The organism is Dictyoglomus thermophilum H-6-12 (assembly GCF_000020965.1).
GTDB lineage: Bacteria > Dictyoglomota > Dictyoglomia > Dictyoglomales > Dictyoglomaceae > Dictyoglomus > Dictyoglomus thermophilum.
In genome coordinates this window covers 726,906-746,028 of sequence record NC_011297.1, presented here as the reverse complement: position 1 = coordinate 746,028, position 19,123 = coordinate 726,906, and the positions used below count along the sequence as shown (strand labels likewise).

General features: G+C 34.9%; 17 protein-coding genes. All 17 read right to left on the bottom strand.

The window, feature by feature from the left end:
• Positions 1-2: 2 nt before the first annotated feature.
• The 17 genes from DICTH_RS03510 to DICTH_RS03430 all read right to left on the bottom strand — a co-directional run bounded on the left by DICTH_RS03510 (position 3) and on the right by DICTH_RS03430 (position 19,085).
• A complete protein-coding gene (locus DICTH_RS03510) occupies positions 3-956 on the bottom strand; it encodes an ROK family protein (protein WP_012547561.1) in 954 nt (317 codons plus the stop codon).
• A complete protein-coding gene (locus DICTH_RS03505) occupies positions 919-1,401 on the bottom strand; it encodes a methylated-DNA--[protein]-cysteine S-methyltransferase (protein WP_012548150.1) in 483 nt (160 codons plus the stop codon). Before DICTH_RS03505 ends, DICTH_RS03510 begins: the two co-directional genes overlap by 38 nt.
• Positions 1,385-4,228: an excinuclease ABC subunit UvrA gene (uvrA, locus tag DICTH_RS03500; RefSeq protein ID WP_012547441.1), complete on the bottom strand. Its 2,844-nt coding sequence runs from the start codon at positions 4,226-4,228 to the stop codon at positions 1,385-1,387. The genes DICTH_RS03505 and uvrA overlap by 17 nt, the downstream gene beginning before the upstream one ends.
• Positions 4,225-6,213 carry an excinuclease ABC subunit UvrB gene (uvrB, locus tag DICTH_RS03495; protein WP_012548787.1) on the bottom strand — a complete coding sequence of 663 codons (1,989 nt, stop codon included), beginning with the start codon at positions 6,211-6,213 and terminating at the stop codon, positions 4,225-4,227. Before uvrB ends, uvrA begins: the two co-directional genes overlap by 4 nt.
• Positions 6,214-6,215: 2 nt before the next feature.
• Entirely contained in the window at positions 6,216-6,824 is a 609-nt protein-coding gene (gene coaE, locus DICTH_RS03490) for a dephospho-CoA kinase (RefSeq protein WP_012548215.1), read from the bottom strand.
• Positions 6,821-9,391, bottom strand: a complete 2,571-nt coding sequence (gene polA, locus DICTH_RS03485; RefSeq protein WP_012547156.1) for a DNA polymerase I — start codon at positions 9,389-9,391, stop codon at positions 6,821-6,823. Before polA ends, coaE begins: the two co-directional genes overlap by 4 nt.
• Before the next feature lie 7 nt (positions 9,392-9,398).
• The gene (radC, locus tag DICTH_RS03480) at positions 9,399-10,085 is read right to left on the bottom strand and encodes a RadC family protein (protein WP_012548066.1); all 687 of its coding nucleotides are present in this window, start codon (positions 10,083-10,085) and stop codon (positions 9,399-9,401) included.
• Positions 10,066-10,488, bottom strand: coding sequence for a DUF47 family protein (locus DICTH_RS03475; RefSeq protein WP_012547792.1), 423 nt, complete (start codon positions 10,486-10,488; stop codon positions 10,066-10,068). Before DICTH_RS03475 ends, radC begins: the two co-directional genes overlap by 20 nt.
• 20 nt (positions 10,489-10,508) lie before the next feature.
• On the bottom strand, positions 10,509-10,931 hold the full coding sequence (locus DICTH_RS03470; protein WP_012547898.1) for a type IV pilin protein: 423 nt from the start codon (positions 10,929-10,931) through the stop codon (positions 10,509-10,511).
• 91 nt (positions 10,932-11,022) lie between these two features.
• Positions 11,023-11,478, bottom strand: a complete 456-nt coding sequence (locus tag DICTH_RS10345; protein WP_012548544.1) for a type IV pilin protein — start codon at positions 11,476-11,478, stop codon at positions 11,023-11,025.
• 93 nt (positions 11,479-11,571) lie between these two features.
• Positions 11,572-12,279, bottom strand: a complete 708-nt coding sequence (locus tag DICTH_RS03460) for a sigma-70 family RNA polymerase sigma factor (protein ID WP_012547556.1) — start codon at positions 12,277-12,279, stop codon at positions 11,572-11,574.
• Positions 12,276-13,505 (bottom strand): type II secretion system F family protein, encoded by a 1,230-nt coding sequence (locus tag DICTH_RS03455; protein ID WP_012548647.1) that lies wholly within the window; start codon positions 13,503-13,505, stop codon positions 12,276-12,278. Before DICTH_RS03455 ends, DICTH_RS03460 begins: the two co-directional genes overlap by 4 nt.
• Before the next feature lie 8 nt (positions 13,506-13,513).
• A complete protein-coding gene (locus DICTH_RS03450) occupies positions 13,514-14,596 on the bottom strand; it encodes a type IV pilus twitching motility protein PilT (protein WP_012547666.1) in 1,083 nt (360 codons plus the stop codon).
• A gap of 18 nt (positions 14,597-14,614) precedes the next feature.
• A complete protein-coding gene (gene gspE, locus DICTH_RS03445; RefSeq protein ID WP_012548064.1) occupies positions 14,615-17,236 on the bottom strand; it encodes a type II secretion system ATPase GspE in 2,622 nt (873 codons plus the stop codon).
• A 1-nt stretch (position 17,237) separates the two neighbouring features.
• Positions 17,238-17,759, bottom strand: coding sequence for a YqeG family HAD IIIA-type phosphatase (locus tag DICTH_RS03440; RefSeq protein ID WP_012547241.1), 522 nt, complete (start codon positions 17,757-17,759; stop codon positions 17,238-17,240).
• A gap of 8 nt (positions 17,760-17,767) precedes the next feature.
• Positions 17,768-18,853, bottom strand: coding sequence for an endolytic transglycosylase MltG (gene mltG / locus DICTH_RS03435; protein WP_236608281.1), 1,086 nt, complete (start codon positions 18,851-18,853; stop codon positions 17,768-17,770).
• Positions 18,780-19,085, bottom strand: a complete 306-nt coding sequence (locus DICTH_RS03430; protein WP_012547627.1) for a DUF1292 domain-containing protein — start codon at positions 19,083-19,085, stop codon at positions 18,780-18,782. Before DICTH_RS03430 ends, mltG begins: the two co-directional genes overlap by 74 nt.
• Positions 19,086-19,123 lie beyond the last annotated feature (38 nt).

Below are 19,123 nucleotides of genomic sequence, written 5' to 3'. Positions count from 1 at the left end.
TATTAATCCCCTCCTCTATTTCTCATTTCTACTAAAGCTACCGCAAAAGCACCATATATACCTACATCTTCGCCTAATTCTGCTTGAACTATATCTACCATATCTACAGGCACAAGAAAAACCCTCCGCTTAACCACTTCTCTTATTTTTTCAATTACATCTTTACCTGAAAGCCCAATACTTCCACCTATAACCACTCTTTCAGGCGAAACAATGGTAATAATATTTCCTATGCCTATACCCAAATATTCCATAGCGTTATTCCAAATCTCTCTCGCAACTTCGTCCCCCATAAGCATAGCTTCCCTAACATGCTTCGCAGTTATTTTTTCATTTTTCGCCCATTGCTTTAATATAGTATCCTTTCCACTATTAATTTCTTCCATTGCTCTTTTAGCTATAGCAGTGCCCGAAGAGAGAGCTTCTAAACATCCTTTATTTCCACAATTACATAAAGGACCATCAGGAACTATGGTTTGATGCCCCACTTCTCCAGCACTATCCCTTACTCCATGTACTAAACTACCATTTATAATAATTCCTCCACCTATACCAGTGCTTACTGTAACATAAACCATATTTTTTACTCCTTTTCCAGCACCAAAAATATATTCTCCTAAACAAGCAGCATTAGCATCATTGTCAATGAAAATAGGAATTTTCAAATTTTCATAAAGATCTTTCTTTAGAGGAACACCATCCCAACCTGGGAGATTAGGCGGAGAATATATCTCTCCTTTAATTCTATCAAGGGGACCTGCAGTACCAACTCCAAGAGCTATAGTATCCTCAGTCTTCAACCTTAAAAGTACAGAAACTATATCTTTTAAAATCTCTTTATAACCTCTTTCTGCTCTTGTGGGGAATAAAATCTTTTCTTCTAAAAGACCGTCTTCAGTAAACCTTCCGCAGGCAATCTTAGTACCACCAATATCTAAAGCAAGATACCTTTTCATTCTCCAACCTTACCCCCTCTAAGGTCAATAAGTATTTTTTAAATTCGACTCCAAGAGAAAAATTTCCTAAACTTCCATCACTTTTTACAACTCGATGACATGGGACTATAATCAAGAAAGGATTGTTTTTCATAGCATTTCCTACAACCCTCTGAAGCTTACTATTTCCAATAAGTTCTGCAATACTCTTATAACTTGTAACCTTTCCATAGGGTATTCTTCTTGCAACCTCATAAATTCTCTTAAAAAAAGAAGGAAACTCAGTCAAATCAATATTTAACTCACCAAAATCAACTTTTTTACCTGAAAAGTAATCAATAAAAAGTTCTCTTCCTGGAAAATTCTTCTCTTCTTCAGATTCATTTGTCCAATATACTCTCTTAATCAGACTACTTTCATATTCCACTACTATAAACCCTTTATCTAACTTAAGAGCACCTTTCACTTTTTGCCTCTTCCTTAAAAAGTATTTTTCTTAAAAACTTCCCTGTATAAGATCTCCCATTCATAGCAACTTCTTCGGGAGTTCCTTCGGCTATAATCTCTCCCCCTCTATCTCCACCCTCTGGTCCTAAATCAATGATATAATCAGCAGTTTTTATCACATCTAAGTTATGTTCTATAACAAGAACCGTATTTCCTTGATCTACCAGTCTATGAAGAAGATTTAGTAACTTTTCTACATCAGCAAAATGGAGTCCTGTGGTAGGTTCATCAAGGATATAAAAAGTCTTTCCTGTACTTCTTCTAGAAAGCTCAGCTGCAAGCTTAATTCTTTGTGCTTCTCCCCCAGAAAGGGTAGTGGCAGGCTGTCCTAATTTTATGTAACCAAGACCTACATCGTACAAAGTTTCTAACTTTCTCCTTATGGATGGGAAATTTTCAAAAAATTCCAGTGCTTCTTCCACACTCATGTCAAGAACATCTGCTATATTTTTTCCTTTATAAGTTATCTCTAAAGTCTCACTATTATATCTTTTTCCTTTACATACTTCACAAGGGATATAAATATCAGGTAAAAAATGCATTTCAACTTTTACCATTCCCTCGCCTTTACAAGCTTCGCACCTTCCCCCCTTAACATTAAAACTAAATCTGCCTGGCTTGTATCCTCTCATCTTTGCCTCAGGAAGTTGGGCAAAAAGTTCTCGGATTTCGGTAAAAAGATTAGTATAAGTAGCTGGGTTAGAACGAGGAGTTCTTCCTATAGGAGATTGATCTATCACTATAACTTTATCAATATACTCTGTACCTTTTATTTCATCGTAATATTCGCTTTTTATCTTCTTACCATGAATTGCCTTTTGTAAAGCAGGATATATTATCTCCTCCACAAGGGTACTCTTTCCAGAGCCTGAGACTCCAGTAAGACAAACAAAAGTTCCAAGAGGAATTCTAACATCTATATTCTTTAAATTTCTTGCCCTAGCTCCTTTAATCTCTAACCATCTTCTTCCTATACTTCTTCGCTTTTTAGGTATAGGTATTTGTCTTTCACCTCTTAAATATTGAGCAGTAATAGAAGTAGGATGTTTCAGAACTTCTGAGAGAGGACCTGCTACTACAATTTCTCCTCCTTTTTCACCTGCACCTGGCCCTATATCTACAATAAAATCTGCCGATCTCATTATCTCTTCATCATGTTCCACAACTATGACTGTATTGCCAAGATCTCTTAAACTCTTTAGGTTCTTAATCAACTTCTCATTATCTCTTGGATGTAAACCTATGCTTGGCTCATCCAACACATATATAACCCCTACAAGTCCTGACCCAATTTGAGTAGCGAGACGAACCCTTTGAGACTCTCCTCCCGACAAAGTATCTGCAGATCTATCAAGGGTAAGATAGTCAACCCCTACCTCAATAAGAAAATTTACCCTCTGAAGAATCTCCTTTAGTATTGGAGAGGCAATTATCTTTTCTCTTTCAGATAGGTTAAGGTTCTCAAAAAATTCCCTTAATTCCAGCATATTCATGGAGGAAACATCTGCTATATTTTTTCCATTAATATAAACCGACAAGGCTTCCTTTTTAAGCCTCTTTCCATTACAAACACTACATGGAGAAAATACCATAAATCTTTCATAAAAAGTCCTCACATCTTCAGACTCTGTCTCTTGATACCTCTTGTTAAAGATATTTATCAAACCCTCAAAATGCCTATATCCATCTATATCCCAATCGGGTAAATATACCTCAACAGCAAAGGGAACTCCATAAAGAAGAGCCTTTAATTGGTTTTCAGTAAAAAACTTCAAAGGAGTATCAAGAGTAAAACCCAACCTTTTCCCAACGTTGGTAAGTAAAATCCTATAATATGGTGAGATTTCTTTTCCCCATGGAATTATAGCCCCTTCAGAGATTGATTTCTCATAGTCCAAAAGAAGGTCAGGATCAAACTCCTTTTTCCCACCAAGTCCAGAACAAGCAGGACAAGCTCCATAAGGACTATTAAAGGAAAATAGCCTTGGAGTTATCTCTCCAAAGCTGAAACCACATATGGGACAAGAAAAATTCTCACTAAATATATGTTCTTCAAATTTTCCATCCTCCAAATACTTTTCAACTAATACAAGCCCCTCACTAAGTTTTAAAGCAAGCTCTACTGAGTCTGCCAGTCTTGTCCTTACATCGGGTTTTATTACCAATCTATCTATAACTACATATATATCGTGCTTTTTATTTTTATCCAATTCTATCTCATCTTCAAGAGAATACATTTCTCCATCAATCTTTACTCTTAAAAACCCCTCTTTTCTTAAATTATCCAAGAGTTTTTTATACTCACCCTTTCTTCCCCTAACCACAGGCGATAATATCTGAATCCTTGTACCTTCATCCCAAGACAATATCTTTTCCACAATTTCCTGAGAGGTTTGAGCAGAAATCTCTATACCACAGAAAGGACAATGAGGCTTTCCTATATTTGCAAAAAGAAGTCTAAGATAGTCATAAATCTCTGTAACAGTACCTACCGTAGATCTAGGATTCTTTATGACGGTCTTCTGATCTATAGAAATAGCAGGTGAAAGTCCTTCGATGACATCCACGTCAGGCTTATTTAGCTGTCCTAAAAACTGTCTTGCATAAGTAGACAGAGATTCCACATATCTTCGCTGACCCTCAGCATAAATAGTATCAAAGGCAAGGGATGATTTGCCTGAGCCACTAATACCAGTAAATACTATCAATTTATTCCTTGGAAGATCTAAGTTAATATTCTTTAGGTTGTGCTCTCTAGCCCCTCGTATCCTAATATACTCGCTCATAATCTTGTCTTCTTTTTCAATTCATTTTTTAATTCTTTAATCTGATCCCTCAAATAGGCAGCCTTTTCAAAATCAAGCTCTGCAGCTGCTTCATACATTTCCTTTTCAAGTTGTTTTATTACCTCTTCAATCTCATCTATAGATAACTTTTTAGAGACTGCTTTATAATCAACTTTTTTCTCTGATACTGCTTCAACAAAATCAAATACCTCTTTTACTGGTTTTTTGATACTCTTTGGAGTTATACCATGAGCCTGGTTATATTCCATTTGAATTCTTCTTCTTCTTTGTGTCTCTTCAATAGCTCTCCTCATAGAGTCCGTTATCACATCCGCATACATTATTACTTTACCATTTACGTTTCTTGCAGCCCTTCCCATTACCTGAATAAGAGATCTTTCTGATCTCAAAAATCCTTCCCTATCTGCATCAAGGATTGCCACCAAAGATACTTCAGGAAGATCAAGCCCTTCTCTAAGCAAGTTTATTCCTACAAGGACATCAAACTTTCCAAGTCTTAAACTCTGCAAAATCCCTGTTCTTTCCAAAGTTTCTATCTCGGAATGGAGATAAGTAACATTGATACCAAGATTTGAAAGATACTCAACAAGATCTTCTGCTGTTCTTTTGGTAAGTGTAGTAACAAGTACTCGTTCTCCACGAGCTACTACCTTTTTTATCTCAGATATTAAATGGTCTATCTGTCCTTCTGTAGGATGCACTTCTATTTCAGGATCAAGAAGTCCTGTAGGTCTTATAAGCTGTTCTACAACCTGTTCTGACACTGACAACTCAAACTCTGCGGGAGTAGCAGAAACAAAAATTACTTGAGGAACTCTTTCCCAAAATTCCTCAAAGGTTAAGGGTCTATTATCATAGGCAGAGGGTAATCTAAAACCATACTCTACCAAATTGTCCTTTCTCGACTTATCACCATGATACATGGCTCTAAGTTGAGGAATGGTTAAATGGGACTCATCGATAAATACAAGAAAATCATCAGGAAAATAATCAAGAAGGGTATAAGGAGGCTCTCCTGGTTTTCTTCCATCAAAATGTCTTGAATAGTTTTCAATTCCTTTACAATATCCTACTTCTCTCAAAAGTTCTATATCATAAAGAGTTCTTGCTTCAAGTCTTTTTGCTTCAAGAAATTTACCTTGAGATCTCAACTCTTCAAGCCTTTCCTCAAGCTCTCTTTTTATAGACTCAATAGCTCTTTCCATCTTTTCTGTAGGAGCTATATAGTGAGTCGCAGGATATATAAAAACCTCATTAAAATCAACAACTCTTTTTCCATTCAGAGGATCAATCTCTGAAATCCTCTCAATGGTATCTCCCCAATACTCAATCCTTATAGCGGTCTCTCCGCCTATGGGAAAAACTTCTACTACGTCTCCTCTTACCCTAAACTTTCCTCTAGTAAATTCATAATCGTTCCTTTCATACTGAAGTTTAATAAGTTTTCTAAGTAAAGTATCTCTTGGAAGATCTTCTCCTCTCTTTACCATAAGGATCATTTCTGCATAATCGGTAGGAGAACCTAAGCCATATATACATGAAACGCTTGCCACTACTATTACATCTCTCCGAGACAAGAGAGAACTTGTAGTACTATGTCTCAACCTATCTATTCTGTCATTAATATCTGCATCCTTTTCTATATAAGTATCCGTTTGGGGAATGTAAGCTTCGGGTTGGTAATAATCGTAATAGCTTACAAAATATTCCACAGCATTGTAGGGAAAAAACTCTTTAAACTCACTATAAAGCTGGGCTGCTAAAGTTTTATTAGGAGCAATAACCAGGGTAGGCTTCTGTACATTTGCTATAATATTTGCCATGGTAAAAGTTTTTCCAGAACCAGTAACCCCTATAAGGGTCTGATATCTAAGACCCCTCTTAACTCCTTCGGTAAGTTTCTCTATAGCCTGAGGCTGATCACCACAGGGTTTGAATTCAGAAACTAATATAAATCCACTCATATTTACTCCAAATTTTTATTATATATCATTCTGTATATGGTTGAAACTCTTTCTTTAATTTGATTTTTAGTACTCTCTATATCTTTATCATTGTAGATTACAAAATCAGCTTTTTTAAGCTTTTCTTCTATAGGGATTTGAGCTCTTATTCTTGCAACAGCATCTTCTTTTGATATATTATCTCTATTAACAATTCTTTCAAGTTGAAGCTCAAATGGAGCGTAAACAACCCAGATTTCATCAAACCAATCTTCAATCCCCACTTCAAACAAAAGAGGAACCTCCACAGCAATTATATCTCTTTCCTTAAGCTCTTCTAATTTCTTTTTAATTTCTTCTAGGACAGGCGGGTGAAGAAGATTCTCTAATTTTCTTCTTGCATCAGAATCTGAAAAAATTATCTTTGCAAGTTTCTTCCTATCGAGGTTACCTTTATCAAAAACATTATCCCCAAAAATTTCTCTAATTTTCTGCAGATAATAAGGATCTTTCTGAAGCTCTCTTACAATCTCATCAGCACTTATGACAATTATTCCAAGTTCCTTCAGAATATTACTTACAAGAGACTTTCCTGTGCCAATACCACCTGTTATACCAATCTTATAGCTCATTTTAATTCAGCAAGATTTTTACCTACCGAGATTTCAACTACAAGAGGAACCGAAAGTTCTACCACCTTTTCCATTTTTTCCTTTGCCATTAAAGGAGTAAATTCCATCTCCTCCTCTGGCACTTCAAGAATAAGCTCATCATGAATTTGAAGGAGTATTCTTGACTTGAGATTTTTATTTTCAATCTCCTTGTAAATTTCTATCATGGCAAGTTTTATAATATCAGCAGCTGTTCCCTGAATTGGCGCATTTATTGCTATCCTTTCATAGGCATTCCTTACCTGTTTATTTATGCTCTTAATCTCAGGAATATATCTTTTTCTGCCAAATAAGGTTTTAACGTACAGTTTTTCTCTTGCCTCATGAATAGTCTTATCTATAAAAAGCTTCACTCTTGGATAGTGCTTAAAATACGAGTCTATAAATTTCTCTGCCTCTTCTGGTGTAATACTTACAGTCTCAGAAAGTCCAAAAGAAGAGATACCATAAATAATTCCAAAATTAACGGCCTTTGCCCTTGACCTTAAAAGATCATCAACTTCTTCCTCTGGCACTCCAAAAATCTCCGATGCTGTTCTTCTATGAATATCCTCTCCTTTTTGGAAGGCAGATATTAATTTAGGCTCCTGAGAAAGATGAGCCATAATCCTTAGCTCTATCTGAGAATAATCAAGAGATACAAGAAAATATCCATCTTCTGACACGAAGGCTCTTCTTATCTTTCTACCTTCTTCACTTTTTATAGGAATATTCTGAAGATTAGGTTCACTACTACTTATTCTTCCTGTAGCTGTACCTGTAGGATTAAATTTTGTATGAACTCTACCTGTTTGTGGATTAACCAGATTAGGAATAGCATCCACATAAGTACTCTTCAATTTATAGAGTTCTCTATATTGGAGGATTTTTCTCACTATAGGATGAGCATTTATTAAGTTTTGAAGCACAGAAGACGACGTAGAATATCCTGTTTTTCCTTTCTTACCAGAAGGAAGTTTTAACCTCTCAAATAAAACTTCAGAAAGTTGTTTTGGAGAATTGAGATTAAATCTGGTTCCTGCAAGTTCATATATCTCTTCTTCCAATTTTTTAATTCTCTCGCAGAATTCATCAGAAAGCTGTTTTAAATATTCCTTATCTACCTTTATCCCCCACTTCTCCATGGAGTAAAGTACAGGGATTAATGGAATCTCTATGTTATAAAGTACAAATTCTAACCCTTCATTCTTTATCCTCTCCTCAAGAATAGACTTTAACGGAAAAAGATAACCAGCGTATTTTTGAGGAATAAAAGAGGTTTTATTTAGATACTCTCCTATCAAAATATCAAGAGAGTGATTTTGTCTTTCAGGGTTCAAAAGATAAGATGCGAGACTAACATCAAATACATCGCCCTTTATTTTACAGTTTAAAAAATGTAAATCTCTTTGAATATAAGAGCCAATTTTTTTAACATTCTCTGAAGAAATTATATTTTCAATCTTCTTTCTTATCTCATTATTGAAATCAAAAGGAGATATAAAATATCCTTCCCCCTCCTTGAAGGAAAGAGAAATACCCTCAAAAGCCCTATCTCCAAGACATTTAAAGGCAAAGTAGCCTTCTTTTTCTACCTCATTAAAATTGATCTCTTCGACATCTTTAATCTCTATATTTTCTTCCTCTTGAAGATCAGGAAATAACTTTTGAAGAATACTCTTAAGTTCATATCTCTTCAAAAAATCTATTACTTTTTCATCTCTTTTAATCTCGAAGGGTTTAAGAATAAGATCCTTATCTATATTTTTTAAAGTAACAAGTTCTAAATTTCTTTCAATAATATTCCAATTTTTCTCAATAAGCTCCCTTAAATCACTATCCAAAACTTTTATTTTACTTTTAAATTCATCTACACTTGAAATTTTCTCAAGAATCTTTGAGGCCTTTTTAGGACCTATTCCATTTACTCCTGGAATATTATCAGATTCGTCCCCTACTAATACTTTGTATAAGGGAATCTTATAGGGCTCTACTCCAAACCTATCCTTTACAGCTTTTGGATCATAAATAGTAAACTCAGTAATTCCCTTTTGAGGATGTATTAGAAAGGTTTTGTCCGAGACTAATTGCAAAAGATCTAAATCTCCAGAGAGAATATATTTTAAATCATCCTTATATTTATTCACTATAGTAGCTATTATATCATCCGCTTCATAGCCAGGCTCTTCCAATAGAGGTATATCATTTAACCTTAGAAATTCTCTTATCCATGGTATCTGCGCTTTCAAATCATCCTTCATAGGTGGTCTCTTAGCCTTATACTCTTTATAAATCACATGCCTAAAAGTAGGTTCAGGTCTATCAAAGGCAACGCCTACAAGATCAGGATTAAAATCTTCTACGGCCTTTAAAAGTATTCTTATGAAGCCATAAAGAGCATTAGTTAATTCACCATTTTTTGTCTTTAAAGGGGGAAGGGCGTAATAAACCCTGTATATGAGGCTTGAGCCATCAATAATCAGAATCTTCCTTTTGGACTCTTTCTCGGTATTTTCTTGAAAAAGATCCCACAGAGATTTCTGCTCCATAATAAGATTATATAAAATTTTTTTCCTTCAAACTCAAATAATCTTCATTGTGGATAATGAGATGATCAAGAACCTCAATCCCTAAAATTTTTCCAGCCTCAATTAATCTCTTTGTAAAGATTACATCATCTTCACTGGGAGTAAGATCTCCCGATGGATGATTATGAGCAAGAATTATTTTAGCAGAATTCTCCTGAAGAGCATATTTAAAAATATCCCTTGGAGAAGCATACACAATATTCAAATCGCCTTTTGCAATAAGCCTTTTACTCAAACACTTATTCTTTATATCCATATAAATACAAAAAAGATGCTCTTCTTTTAGATCAAACATATCTTCCTTAAAGATTAAAAAAGCGTCATAAGGATTTGAGATGCTTTCCCCAAAGTAGCTCTTTTTCTCAGAAAATATCCTTCTTCCAAGTTCAATACTTGCTTTTATTTGAATAGCCTTGGTAACACCAATTCCAGGATATTTAATAAGCTCTCCTATTCCAACTTCTGCAATTCTCCTTAAACTTCCAAAATCAATTATCAAATTTTGAGCAAGCTCATAAACAGAATATTTTTTATCTCCTGTCCTCAAAATAATAGCAAGAAGTTCAACATCCGAAAGAGCTTTTTCTCCATAATTTAATAATCTTTCCCTTGGTCTTTCAGAAGTAGGAAAATCTTTAATCTTTCTTTTCTTCATCTTCAACAGCAGGAATTTTTTCGATATCTTCTGGATTCAAATTCTCCTCTTTTGCTATGCTTTCTATCTCTTTCTGTTTCTCTAAAATCTTCTTATCTAATTCCTCGATTTCTTTCACAAGCTCAGAAAATACTTCTTTCTTAATCTCTTCCTCATTCTTATATAATTGGTATAACTTTTCTCCAAGCTTTCTTAAAAGGTTATCTTTATTTCCTTCAAGAATAAGAATATCTGCCTTTAATTTTCCAATTTTAGCGAGTTTAGCAGACTCTTTACCAAGAGTCTTTGCCATCTCTGAAATTACTTCACCAGCTTTTTGAGCAGTCTCTCCCGCCTTTTGAATTGCCGAAGCTATCTGAGGCTTTAGAGTATCCCATAGTTTCTTCCATCTGTCCTCTGCCATATTAATCACTCCTTTTTCTCCTAATGTAAGAAGGAAATACTGTTAGACAAAAAATATAATCTCTTTATATTATACCTATCCATAACTGTCAATGTATAACGGTTCTCTAAAGGATCATAAGTATAGGAAATCTTGTAGTGATCATTATTTTCATCAGAGTATGGCATGTTGTTGGAAGGATTATCTGGATATTCTCTACCTGGCAAATAATTTAATATCTGAAATTTTAGCTCACTTAAATTGTTTGCAATAGGATATTTCCCTTTGTTATCTGTAGAATACATCTCTAAAGCAACTTGTATAGCCTTAAGAGCACTCCTGGCAGAACTTTCCCTTGCCCTCTCTACATATATAGAGTAGCCTGCTATTCCAACAAGAGCAAGAATTGATATAATTACAATCACTACAAGAAGCTCAACTAATGTAAACCCCATCTTATTCATAAGTATTTCCCTACCTTATAAAAAGATAAAATAAAGGACAAGCCCCTGATAGGCTTGTCCTTTAGCCTAACCATATAAGATTATTGATCAACTACTTGTTTGAAAGAGTCAAAACTTCTTTAGTGTTAGTCCTATTATACCCCTTTAAAGTATAGGAATTCTCTACAGGATTATATAAGTAAACTATAGCATATTGCTCATTAGTGTTAGGGTTAGTATTCAAGACTGGTGTAGATGGAGGATTACCGCTAGCTTGCATAAGGTTTTGACCAATAACATAAGGAGAATTCGTTGCAGGACTATTAGGGAATTTATTGCCGGGTAAATGAGGCAATATACCATTTAAATCATTCGTATATGTTCCACTATGTTCTGTTGCATACATCTCTAATGCTGTTTGGATAGTCTTCATAGCACTTCTTACTGCAGACTCTCTTGCTCTCTCAGTTGCTCCCATAAAGTTTGGAAGTGCTACTGCTGCTAAAATTGCAATGATCACAATAACTACCATCAACTCAATTAGTGTAAAACCTCTCTCTCTTCTCATTTTTCGGGTCCTCCTTCCCTCAAAAATTTTTCTTTTGATTAATATTATACCATTTTTAAACATCTTCTATTCATACCAAGGCAAAGAGAATAATTAAAGCATTTCTTTCAACTTCTCCAAAGCACTCCTTAATATTCTCGAAACCTGTGACTGGGATATCTTTAATATTTTTGCTACCTCTGTTTGAGTTAAGTCCTGATAAAAAATATACTCAATTACCTTTCTTTGTATATCAGGAAGTTTAGCTAATGCTTGTTCTAAGGCAATCTTATCTTCTATTGGAAGTTTAAAAGATTCTAATTTCTCAGCTCTTATTCTATCCATCTCAATCTCTAAATCTTCCAGAGATACAGTCATCATAGCCTCTTTAATTTTAAAAAGCTCTTCTACCGATTCTACAGTAATATTTAGATGCTTCGCAATTTCCTCACAAGAAGGAGATCTATTTTCCTTTTCCCACACCTCTTTTATAAAATTATCCATCTTATTTATCAAACCCTTAACACTTCTTGGAATTTTTATTTTATCTATTTTATCCCTTAAATGATGCCTTATTTCACCTAATACGTAATGAGAAATGTATGTGGAAAGATCACCCTTTTCAGGATCATAGTTTTCAACAGCCTTTAAAAAGCCAAGATAACCTATTTGTACTAAGTCTTCTAAAGGCTCTCCATAAGAAGTAAACTTTGAAGCCCAGTAGTATATCAGATCATCAAAAACTTCAAGGAGTTCCTCAAGAACTTTTTTATCCCCTGTTTCTCTATACTTTAGCCAAAGCTCTAAAGCGGGTTTTATCATTTTATGTACTGGAACATGGTGAATATAGGTAGGTATAATGCAATTAGCATTCCACCAACTATACCACCCACAAATACCATCATTAAAGGCTCAATAAGAGAAGTCAAACTCTCAACCGCTGCTGCTACTTCACCTTCATAAAATTCTGCGATCTTATTTAACATTTGTTCCAAAGAACCAGATTCTTCTCCAATAGATATCATATGTACCACCATTGGTGGGAATACCTTTGTTTCCCTTAAAACAGGCGCAATTCTTTCTCCCTCTCTAACCCTTTGCCTTGTTAAATCAATTGCTTTTCTAAACACACTATTTCCTGCTGTTTGTCCGGCGAGCTGTAATGCTTGAAGGATAGGAACTCCAGTTCTTACCTGAGCTGCAAGAGTGGTCGCAAAATTTACCACTGAGGTCTTTTGAATTAAGCCTCCAAAAACTGGAATCTTCAAAATTATTTCGTCTATTTTATCCTTTATCTTAGGATTCTTCCAAGCTCTTATGGCTCCCAGCACTAAAATTATTGCCCCAAGCAAAATCAAAAGAATATTGCTAGTTATAAATTTACTCATCTTTAAGAGTATGGCAGTAGGTAAAGGAAGTTGAGCTCCCATACTTTCAAACATACCTGCAAATATAGGAACAAGAAAGGTCAACATGCCAAAACCAGCTCCAATAGCAATGATCAACACTATAACTGGGTAAGTCATGGCAGATTTTATTTTTCTTCTTAATTCCTGTTGCTTTTCAAGAGTCACTGCAAGTCTTTCCAAAGTTTCATCGAGGGTTCCAGCAGATTCTGCTGCTTTCACCATATTTATATATAAAGGAGAAAAAACATCAGGAAATTTTGCAAAAGCCTCAGAAAGAGAACTTCCTTCATCTACCATTCTCTGAACTTCCTTTAGTATCTGCTTTAATGCTTTACTTTCACTCTGTTCAGAGAGAATATTTAGACAAGTAGAAAGAGAAAGGCCTGCATTAATCATTGTAGCAAACTGTCTTGTAAACACTGTAAGATCCGTTAACTTTACCTTTCCAACTCTTTCCTTTTTAGGCGCTAATGTTAAACTGAAAAATGAGGAGGGCGTTCTTTTCTCCTCTATTCTTATAGGGTACAAATTCATTCCTCTTAACCTTATGGCTACCTCTCTCATGTTTTCTGCTTCATATTCTCCAGTGACTAACTCACCTTTCATATTTCGTGCTTGATAAACATATACTTTAGCCATCTATCCCCTCACCTCCTTACTTCTCCCCCCAAAAGACGGATTAATTCCTCTCTATTCACTGCCCTTTCAAAGGCTACTTCTTGAGAAATAAGTCCTTTTTTCACAAGATCTGCAAGACTTTGATCCATTGTTTGCATTCCATATCTTCCCCCCGTTTGAATTACACTATATATTTGTGGGGTTTTTCCTTCTCTTATCAAACTTCTTACAGCTGGAATTCCAATTAAAATCTCTGTTGCAACAATTCTTCCTGTGCCATCCTTTCTTGGTAAAAGTTGTTGAGATATGATACCTTGTATAACTCCAGAAAGTTGCAATCTTATCTGTTGCTGCTGATGGGCAGGGAATTGGTCTACAATTCTTTCTATACTTTGTACAGCATCTACAGTATGCAGAGTAGCCATTACTAAGTGTCCTGTCTCTGCTGCCGTTATGGCTATAGCTGTGGTTTCTAAGTCTCGCATCTCACCCACGAGGATTACATCAGGATCCTCTCTTAAAGCTGACCTTAAAGCATTTGCAAAAGAATAGGTATCGCTTCCTACTTCTCTTTGGTTAACAATAGACTTTTTGTGAGTATGTAAATACTCAATAGGATCCTCAATAGTAATAATATGCCTACTAAAATTTGAGTTTATATAGTCAATCATAGAAGCAAGAGTAGTAGACTTACCACTTCCTGTAGGTCCAGTTACTAGTATTAGTCCTCTTGGAAGAGCAGCCAAATCTTTCAAAACTAATGGTAACCTTAACTCCTCTATTGTTGGAATTTTCCAAGGTATTAATCTAAATACTGCTGCAAGGCTTCCTCTTTGCCAAAAAGCATTTACTCTAAACCTACCCTCTCCGCTGATTCCTACTGAGAAATCCAACTCTTTATTTTCCTGTAATTTTTGCTTTTGCTCTTCAGTCAAAAGGCTAAATATAAGTCTATAAGTTAATTGAGGCGTAAGTGTAGGATATTGGGTTTGAGGTATTAAATGTCCCTTTATACGAAAAACTGGGGGAATTCCTGATGTAATATGCACATCTGAGGCTTCCTTTTGAAGAGCACTTTGGAGAATCTCAATAATCGAAAGTTCTTCTTTCATATATCTCTATACCTCCCATTAATCTGCAGCAGTTACTCTCATTACCTCTTCAACTGTAGTCATACCTTTTAAAACTTTTTGCATTCCATCTTCTCTTAAGGTTACCATACCGTGTTTTCTTGCAACTTCTTTTATGGTCTCTCTCGATGCCTTCTTTAATACCAAGTCCCTTATCTCATCATTCATGAGCATAATCTCATGAATAGCAGTTCTTCCCTTATATCCTTTTCCGTTACACTTAGGACAACCTTTGCCTTTGTAAAAAGTTACATTTGACAAATCTATATCTCCCAAAGTAGCCTTTATAGCCTCTATTTCCTCCTTAGTAGGTTCGTAAGGAGCCTTACAATTAGGACATATAGTCCTTACAAGTCTTTGGGCCACAGCCCCTAATAAAGAAGAACTAATAAGGAAAGGCTCAATTCCCATATCTATCAATCTCGTAACAGCAGACGGAGCATCATTAGTATGTAAAGTTGAAAGCACTAAGTGACCTGTCAATGCAGCTTGAATAGCAATTCTTGCAGTCTCCTCATCACGAATCTCTCCCACAAGTACCACATCAGGGTCTTGTCTTAATATGGATCTTAACGCTGAAGCAAAGGTAAGACCTGCCTTTGGATTAACCTGTACTTGGTGAATTCCCGGAAGCTGATACTCTACAGGATCTTCCACAGTAATAATGTTTATATCAGGAGAATTTATCATGTTCAAAGAAGCATAAAGAGTGGTAGACTTACCACTTCCTGTAGGTCCGGTCACTAATATTATTCCGTAAGGAGTTTTCAACATCTTTAAATATCTCTCGTAGTTGTGCTCAGAAAAACCTAAACTCTCAAGGCTTAAAGATATGGAGCCTCTACCGAGAATTCTTAAAACCACCTTTTCTCCAAAAACTCCAGGAAGAGTAGACACACGAAAATCATAAACCTCTCCTTTAATATTTGCTTTTATTCTTCCATCTTGAGGAATCCTTCTTTCTGATATATCCATATCACTCATAATTTTGATTCTCGAAACTATTGCCGCCTGAAATCTCTTTTGAATAAACATTATCTCGTGAAGAACACCATCAATTCTGAATCTTACCCTTACATTCTTTTCTGTAGGTTCGATGTGAATATCGCTAGCCCCTCTTTTCACAGCATCTACCAAAATACTATTAACTAATTTTGCTATAGGACCTTCCTGAGACGAAATTTCCTCAAGAGAGACCTCCTGATATTGGGTCTCCTCCTCTTCCTTTTGCACAATAATTTCCTCTAAAACCTTCTCCACCTCTTCACTACCCCATATCTGGTTTATAGCATCTATAAGCTCATTTCTCGGAACTATAACAGGAAAAACTTCGCTTCTTGTAACCATACGTAGATCATCTAAGGCTAAAATATTACTTGGATCTACTATTCCTACAACAATTCTTCCATTATCCCTATATAAAGGAAGAATCAGGTTCTCTCTTGCTTTCTGAGGTGAAATTAGCTTAGCAAGATCATGGTCAATTTTTACCTCTTTTAAAGACTTAAAGGGAATATCAAATTGCTCGCTTAAAAGCTTAGCTAATGCTACATCATCTAATAACTTTAATTCCAACAAGGCTTCTCCAAGTCTTATACCTTTCTTAGAAGAAAGAGCCAATGCTTCATCAAGCTGTTCTTTAGTAATCAGATTTTTTTCAAGTAAAACCTCACCTAATAATTTTCTCCTCCCTGTTCTTCTTGTTGAAGGTTTTGCAACCTTCTTTTCATCCAATCCTTTTTTATCTGCAGATGATAAACTACTCCTGATACTTTCAATAATCTTATCAGCCAAATCTTTTTCAGTTTTTTTAAAACCTTCCTTTTGCTTTTCTTCTACCTTTTCAGCCTCTTGAACCTCTTCTATTCTCTCAACCTTTTCCTCCTCTACAACCTCAACACCCTCTATTTGAGATAATACTTCTGAAATTGATTCCTCTTTTACTTCAATAGTTGGCATATTCTCCTCTTGTTTAGCTTCTGACGTTTCACCAGGAGATATAGTCTGAGATTCTTGATTATCGATTAGTAAAGAAGCACTTGAACTTTCCTCCAAAATTCCTCCTTCAGGAGTCAATTCCTCGATAATTTTATTTAACTCCGATTCATCCCATGTACCGATTTCGATTCCCTTTAAAGGTTCTTCAACTTTCTCAGGTTCCAAATCAATATCTACATTAGTAGTTTTAGGAGCAGCAATTAAAGAAGACAAATCCTCTTCCCCTGAGCTGATTTTTAAAAGGTAAGGTTCCACATCATAACCAGTTAATAGTCTTATATCCTCGATAGCTGTTGGTTTTACAGGAGGAAAGAATCCCACTTTAATGGTTTTTTCCTCAATTCCAAGAGGAATAAAATTATGAAACTTAGTTAAAAACGGCGGAATACTTTTTGCTGCTTCTTCATTAGGCTTAAACTCTTTACCTACAAGTACCTTCCACCCTAAAATCTCACTAAGTAAATCTACTAACTTTTCCTTAGAAATCAACCCTTCTTCCAACAAAATTTCTTGTATATCCTTCCCTCTTAAGTTAGAGAGGATATTATCTAAAATTGCAGCAGGAACAATGTTTCTACTCTTTAAAATTCCTATTAATCTCTCATTAATATTAATCGAATCCATTTTATTCCCCCTTAGTAATTTCTCCCCTTTTAATCCAGAGATCTAAAAGCCAATTTTCTAATTTTCTTACCGTCCATTTTTTTATCCATATCTCATTTTTATCAATAGGTGCTACTAATATAGTATACATTCCAATTTTATTTCCTCCAAATATATCTGTTAATATTCTATCACCAACAACCAAAGTATTTGTAGGTTCTGTATCCATCAATTCCATAGCTTTTTTGAAAGATCTAACCCTAGGTTTAAAAGCAGATCCTAATGCAGGAAGTTTCATAATTTTTGAAAAATATTTTACTCTTTTCTGAGACCAATTATTTGATAAAATAACCACCTTAAAACCTATTTTCTTAATGTTTTCAATCAGATCTCTTGTCTTAGGATCGAGCTCATTTCCATTCCAAGGAACTATGGTATTATCAAGATCAAAGATTATACCCCTATAACCTCTCTTATATAAATCTTCAAAATCAATATCAAATATTGATTCTACAAACTTCTTAGGCTTTAATATATCTAACATAGAACACCTCATTTTTTCATTCCTTGGACCTTTAGGTGTTCTTCGTAAGTTTTAGTAAAGAAATGAGTACCATCTCCTTTCGCCACAAAAAACAAATAATCTCCTTGAGGATAAAGTACCGCTTTCAAAGATTCCAAGCTTGGAGAACAAATTGGAGAAGGAGGAAGTCCATAATATATATAGGTATTATATGGAGAATCAACCTCCAGATCTTTATACAAAAGCACAGGCTTTTTGAATCCATAAATGTATTCTACTGTTGCACAAGATTGTAATTTATAGCCTTTTCTTAAACGATTTATAAATACACCTGCAATAAGAGGTTTCTCTTCATTAACCTTAGCTTCTTTCTCTACAATGGATGCTAAAATAATCCAATCCTTAAAAGATAAATTCAAAGCTTTAAGTCTATCTTTATACTCAGGTATGTTATTTCTCACTTGATAGAAAAAACTCTTTACAAGAAATCTTATAACATCCTCCTCTTTTACTCCTTTATTAAAATAATAAGTTGAAGAAAATAAATAACCTTCAAGAGTTTTAATATCCTCATGGCTTCCCAAAAAATCTTTATAATCCCGTATCACACTATTGATAAAATCTTTGTCATTACAAAGTTTTATAAACCTCTCAACAGAGAGATTCAATTTCTCAGAGAGTATATTAGCTATATCTTTTAAACTACTTCCCTCAGGAATCGTAACTTTTACTCTTACACCTTTCCCCTGGGTTATAGCATCCAATATATCAAAAATGGAGTAGGAAGGAGACAATAAATAATATCCACTCTTAAGCTCTTTTTCTTTGCCTAATAATTTCGTAGTCACAATAAAGATTTTTTTAGACTTTATTAATCCATTATCAAAAAGAATATCCGCAATCTTATAAGCAGAGGAACCTTCAGGTATATATACCTCTATGTCTCTCCTTATCTTACTCTTAGGAGCGGTTAAGTCTAAGTAAAAAAGGAATCCTATAAAAAATATAAGAGAAACAATTAATAAGAAATAGAGAGAATAATTATTGATCTTCTTCTTCCCAATCCTCTTCCTCCCACTCTTCTTCTTCCTCGAGTGCCTCAACAACTCTCTCATACTCATCGTCGTCTTCTATTTCTTCAAGAGCTTCTATATATAGTTCACCATCCTTTTCTGCAAGCCTGCAACGAAATATATACACTTCCTCCATATCCTCAGAATCCTTAGGGGTGAGAAGAACATAAGTCTTATCATCTACCTCGACAAAATCTCTTACAATATACTCATAAGTAGTTCCGTCTTCACCCTCCAAAACAATTATATCTTCTTCATAATCTCTGTCTGGCATTATCTCACACCTCTTTTAATTAATATTTAAAGAGGGGT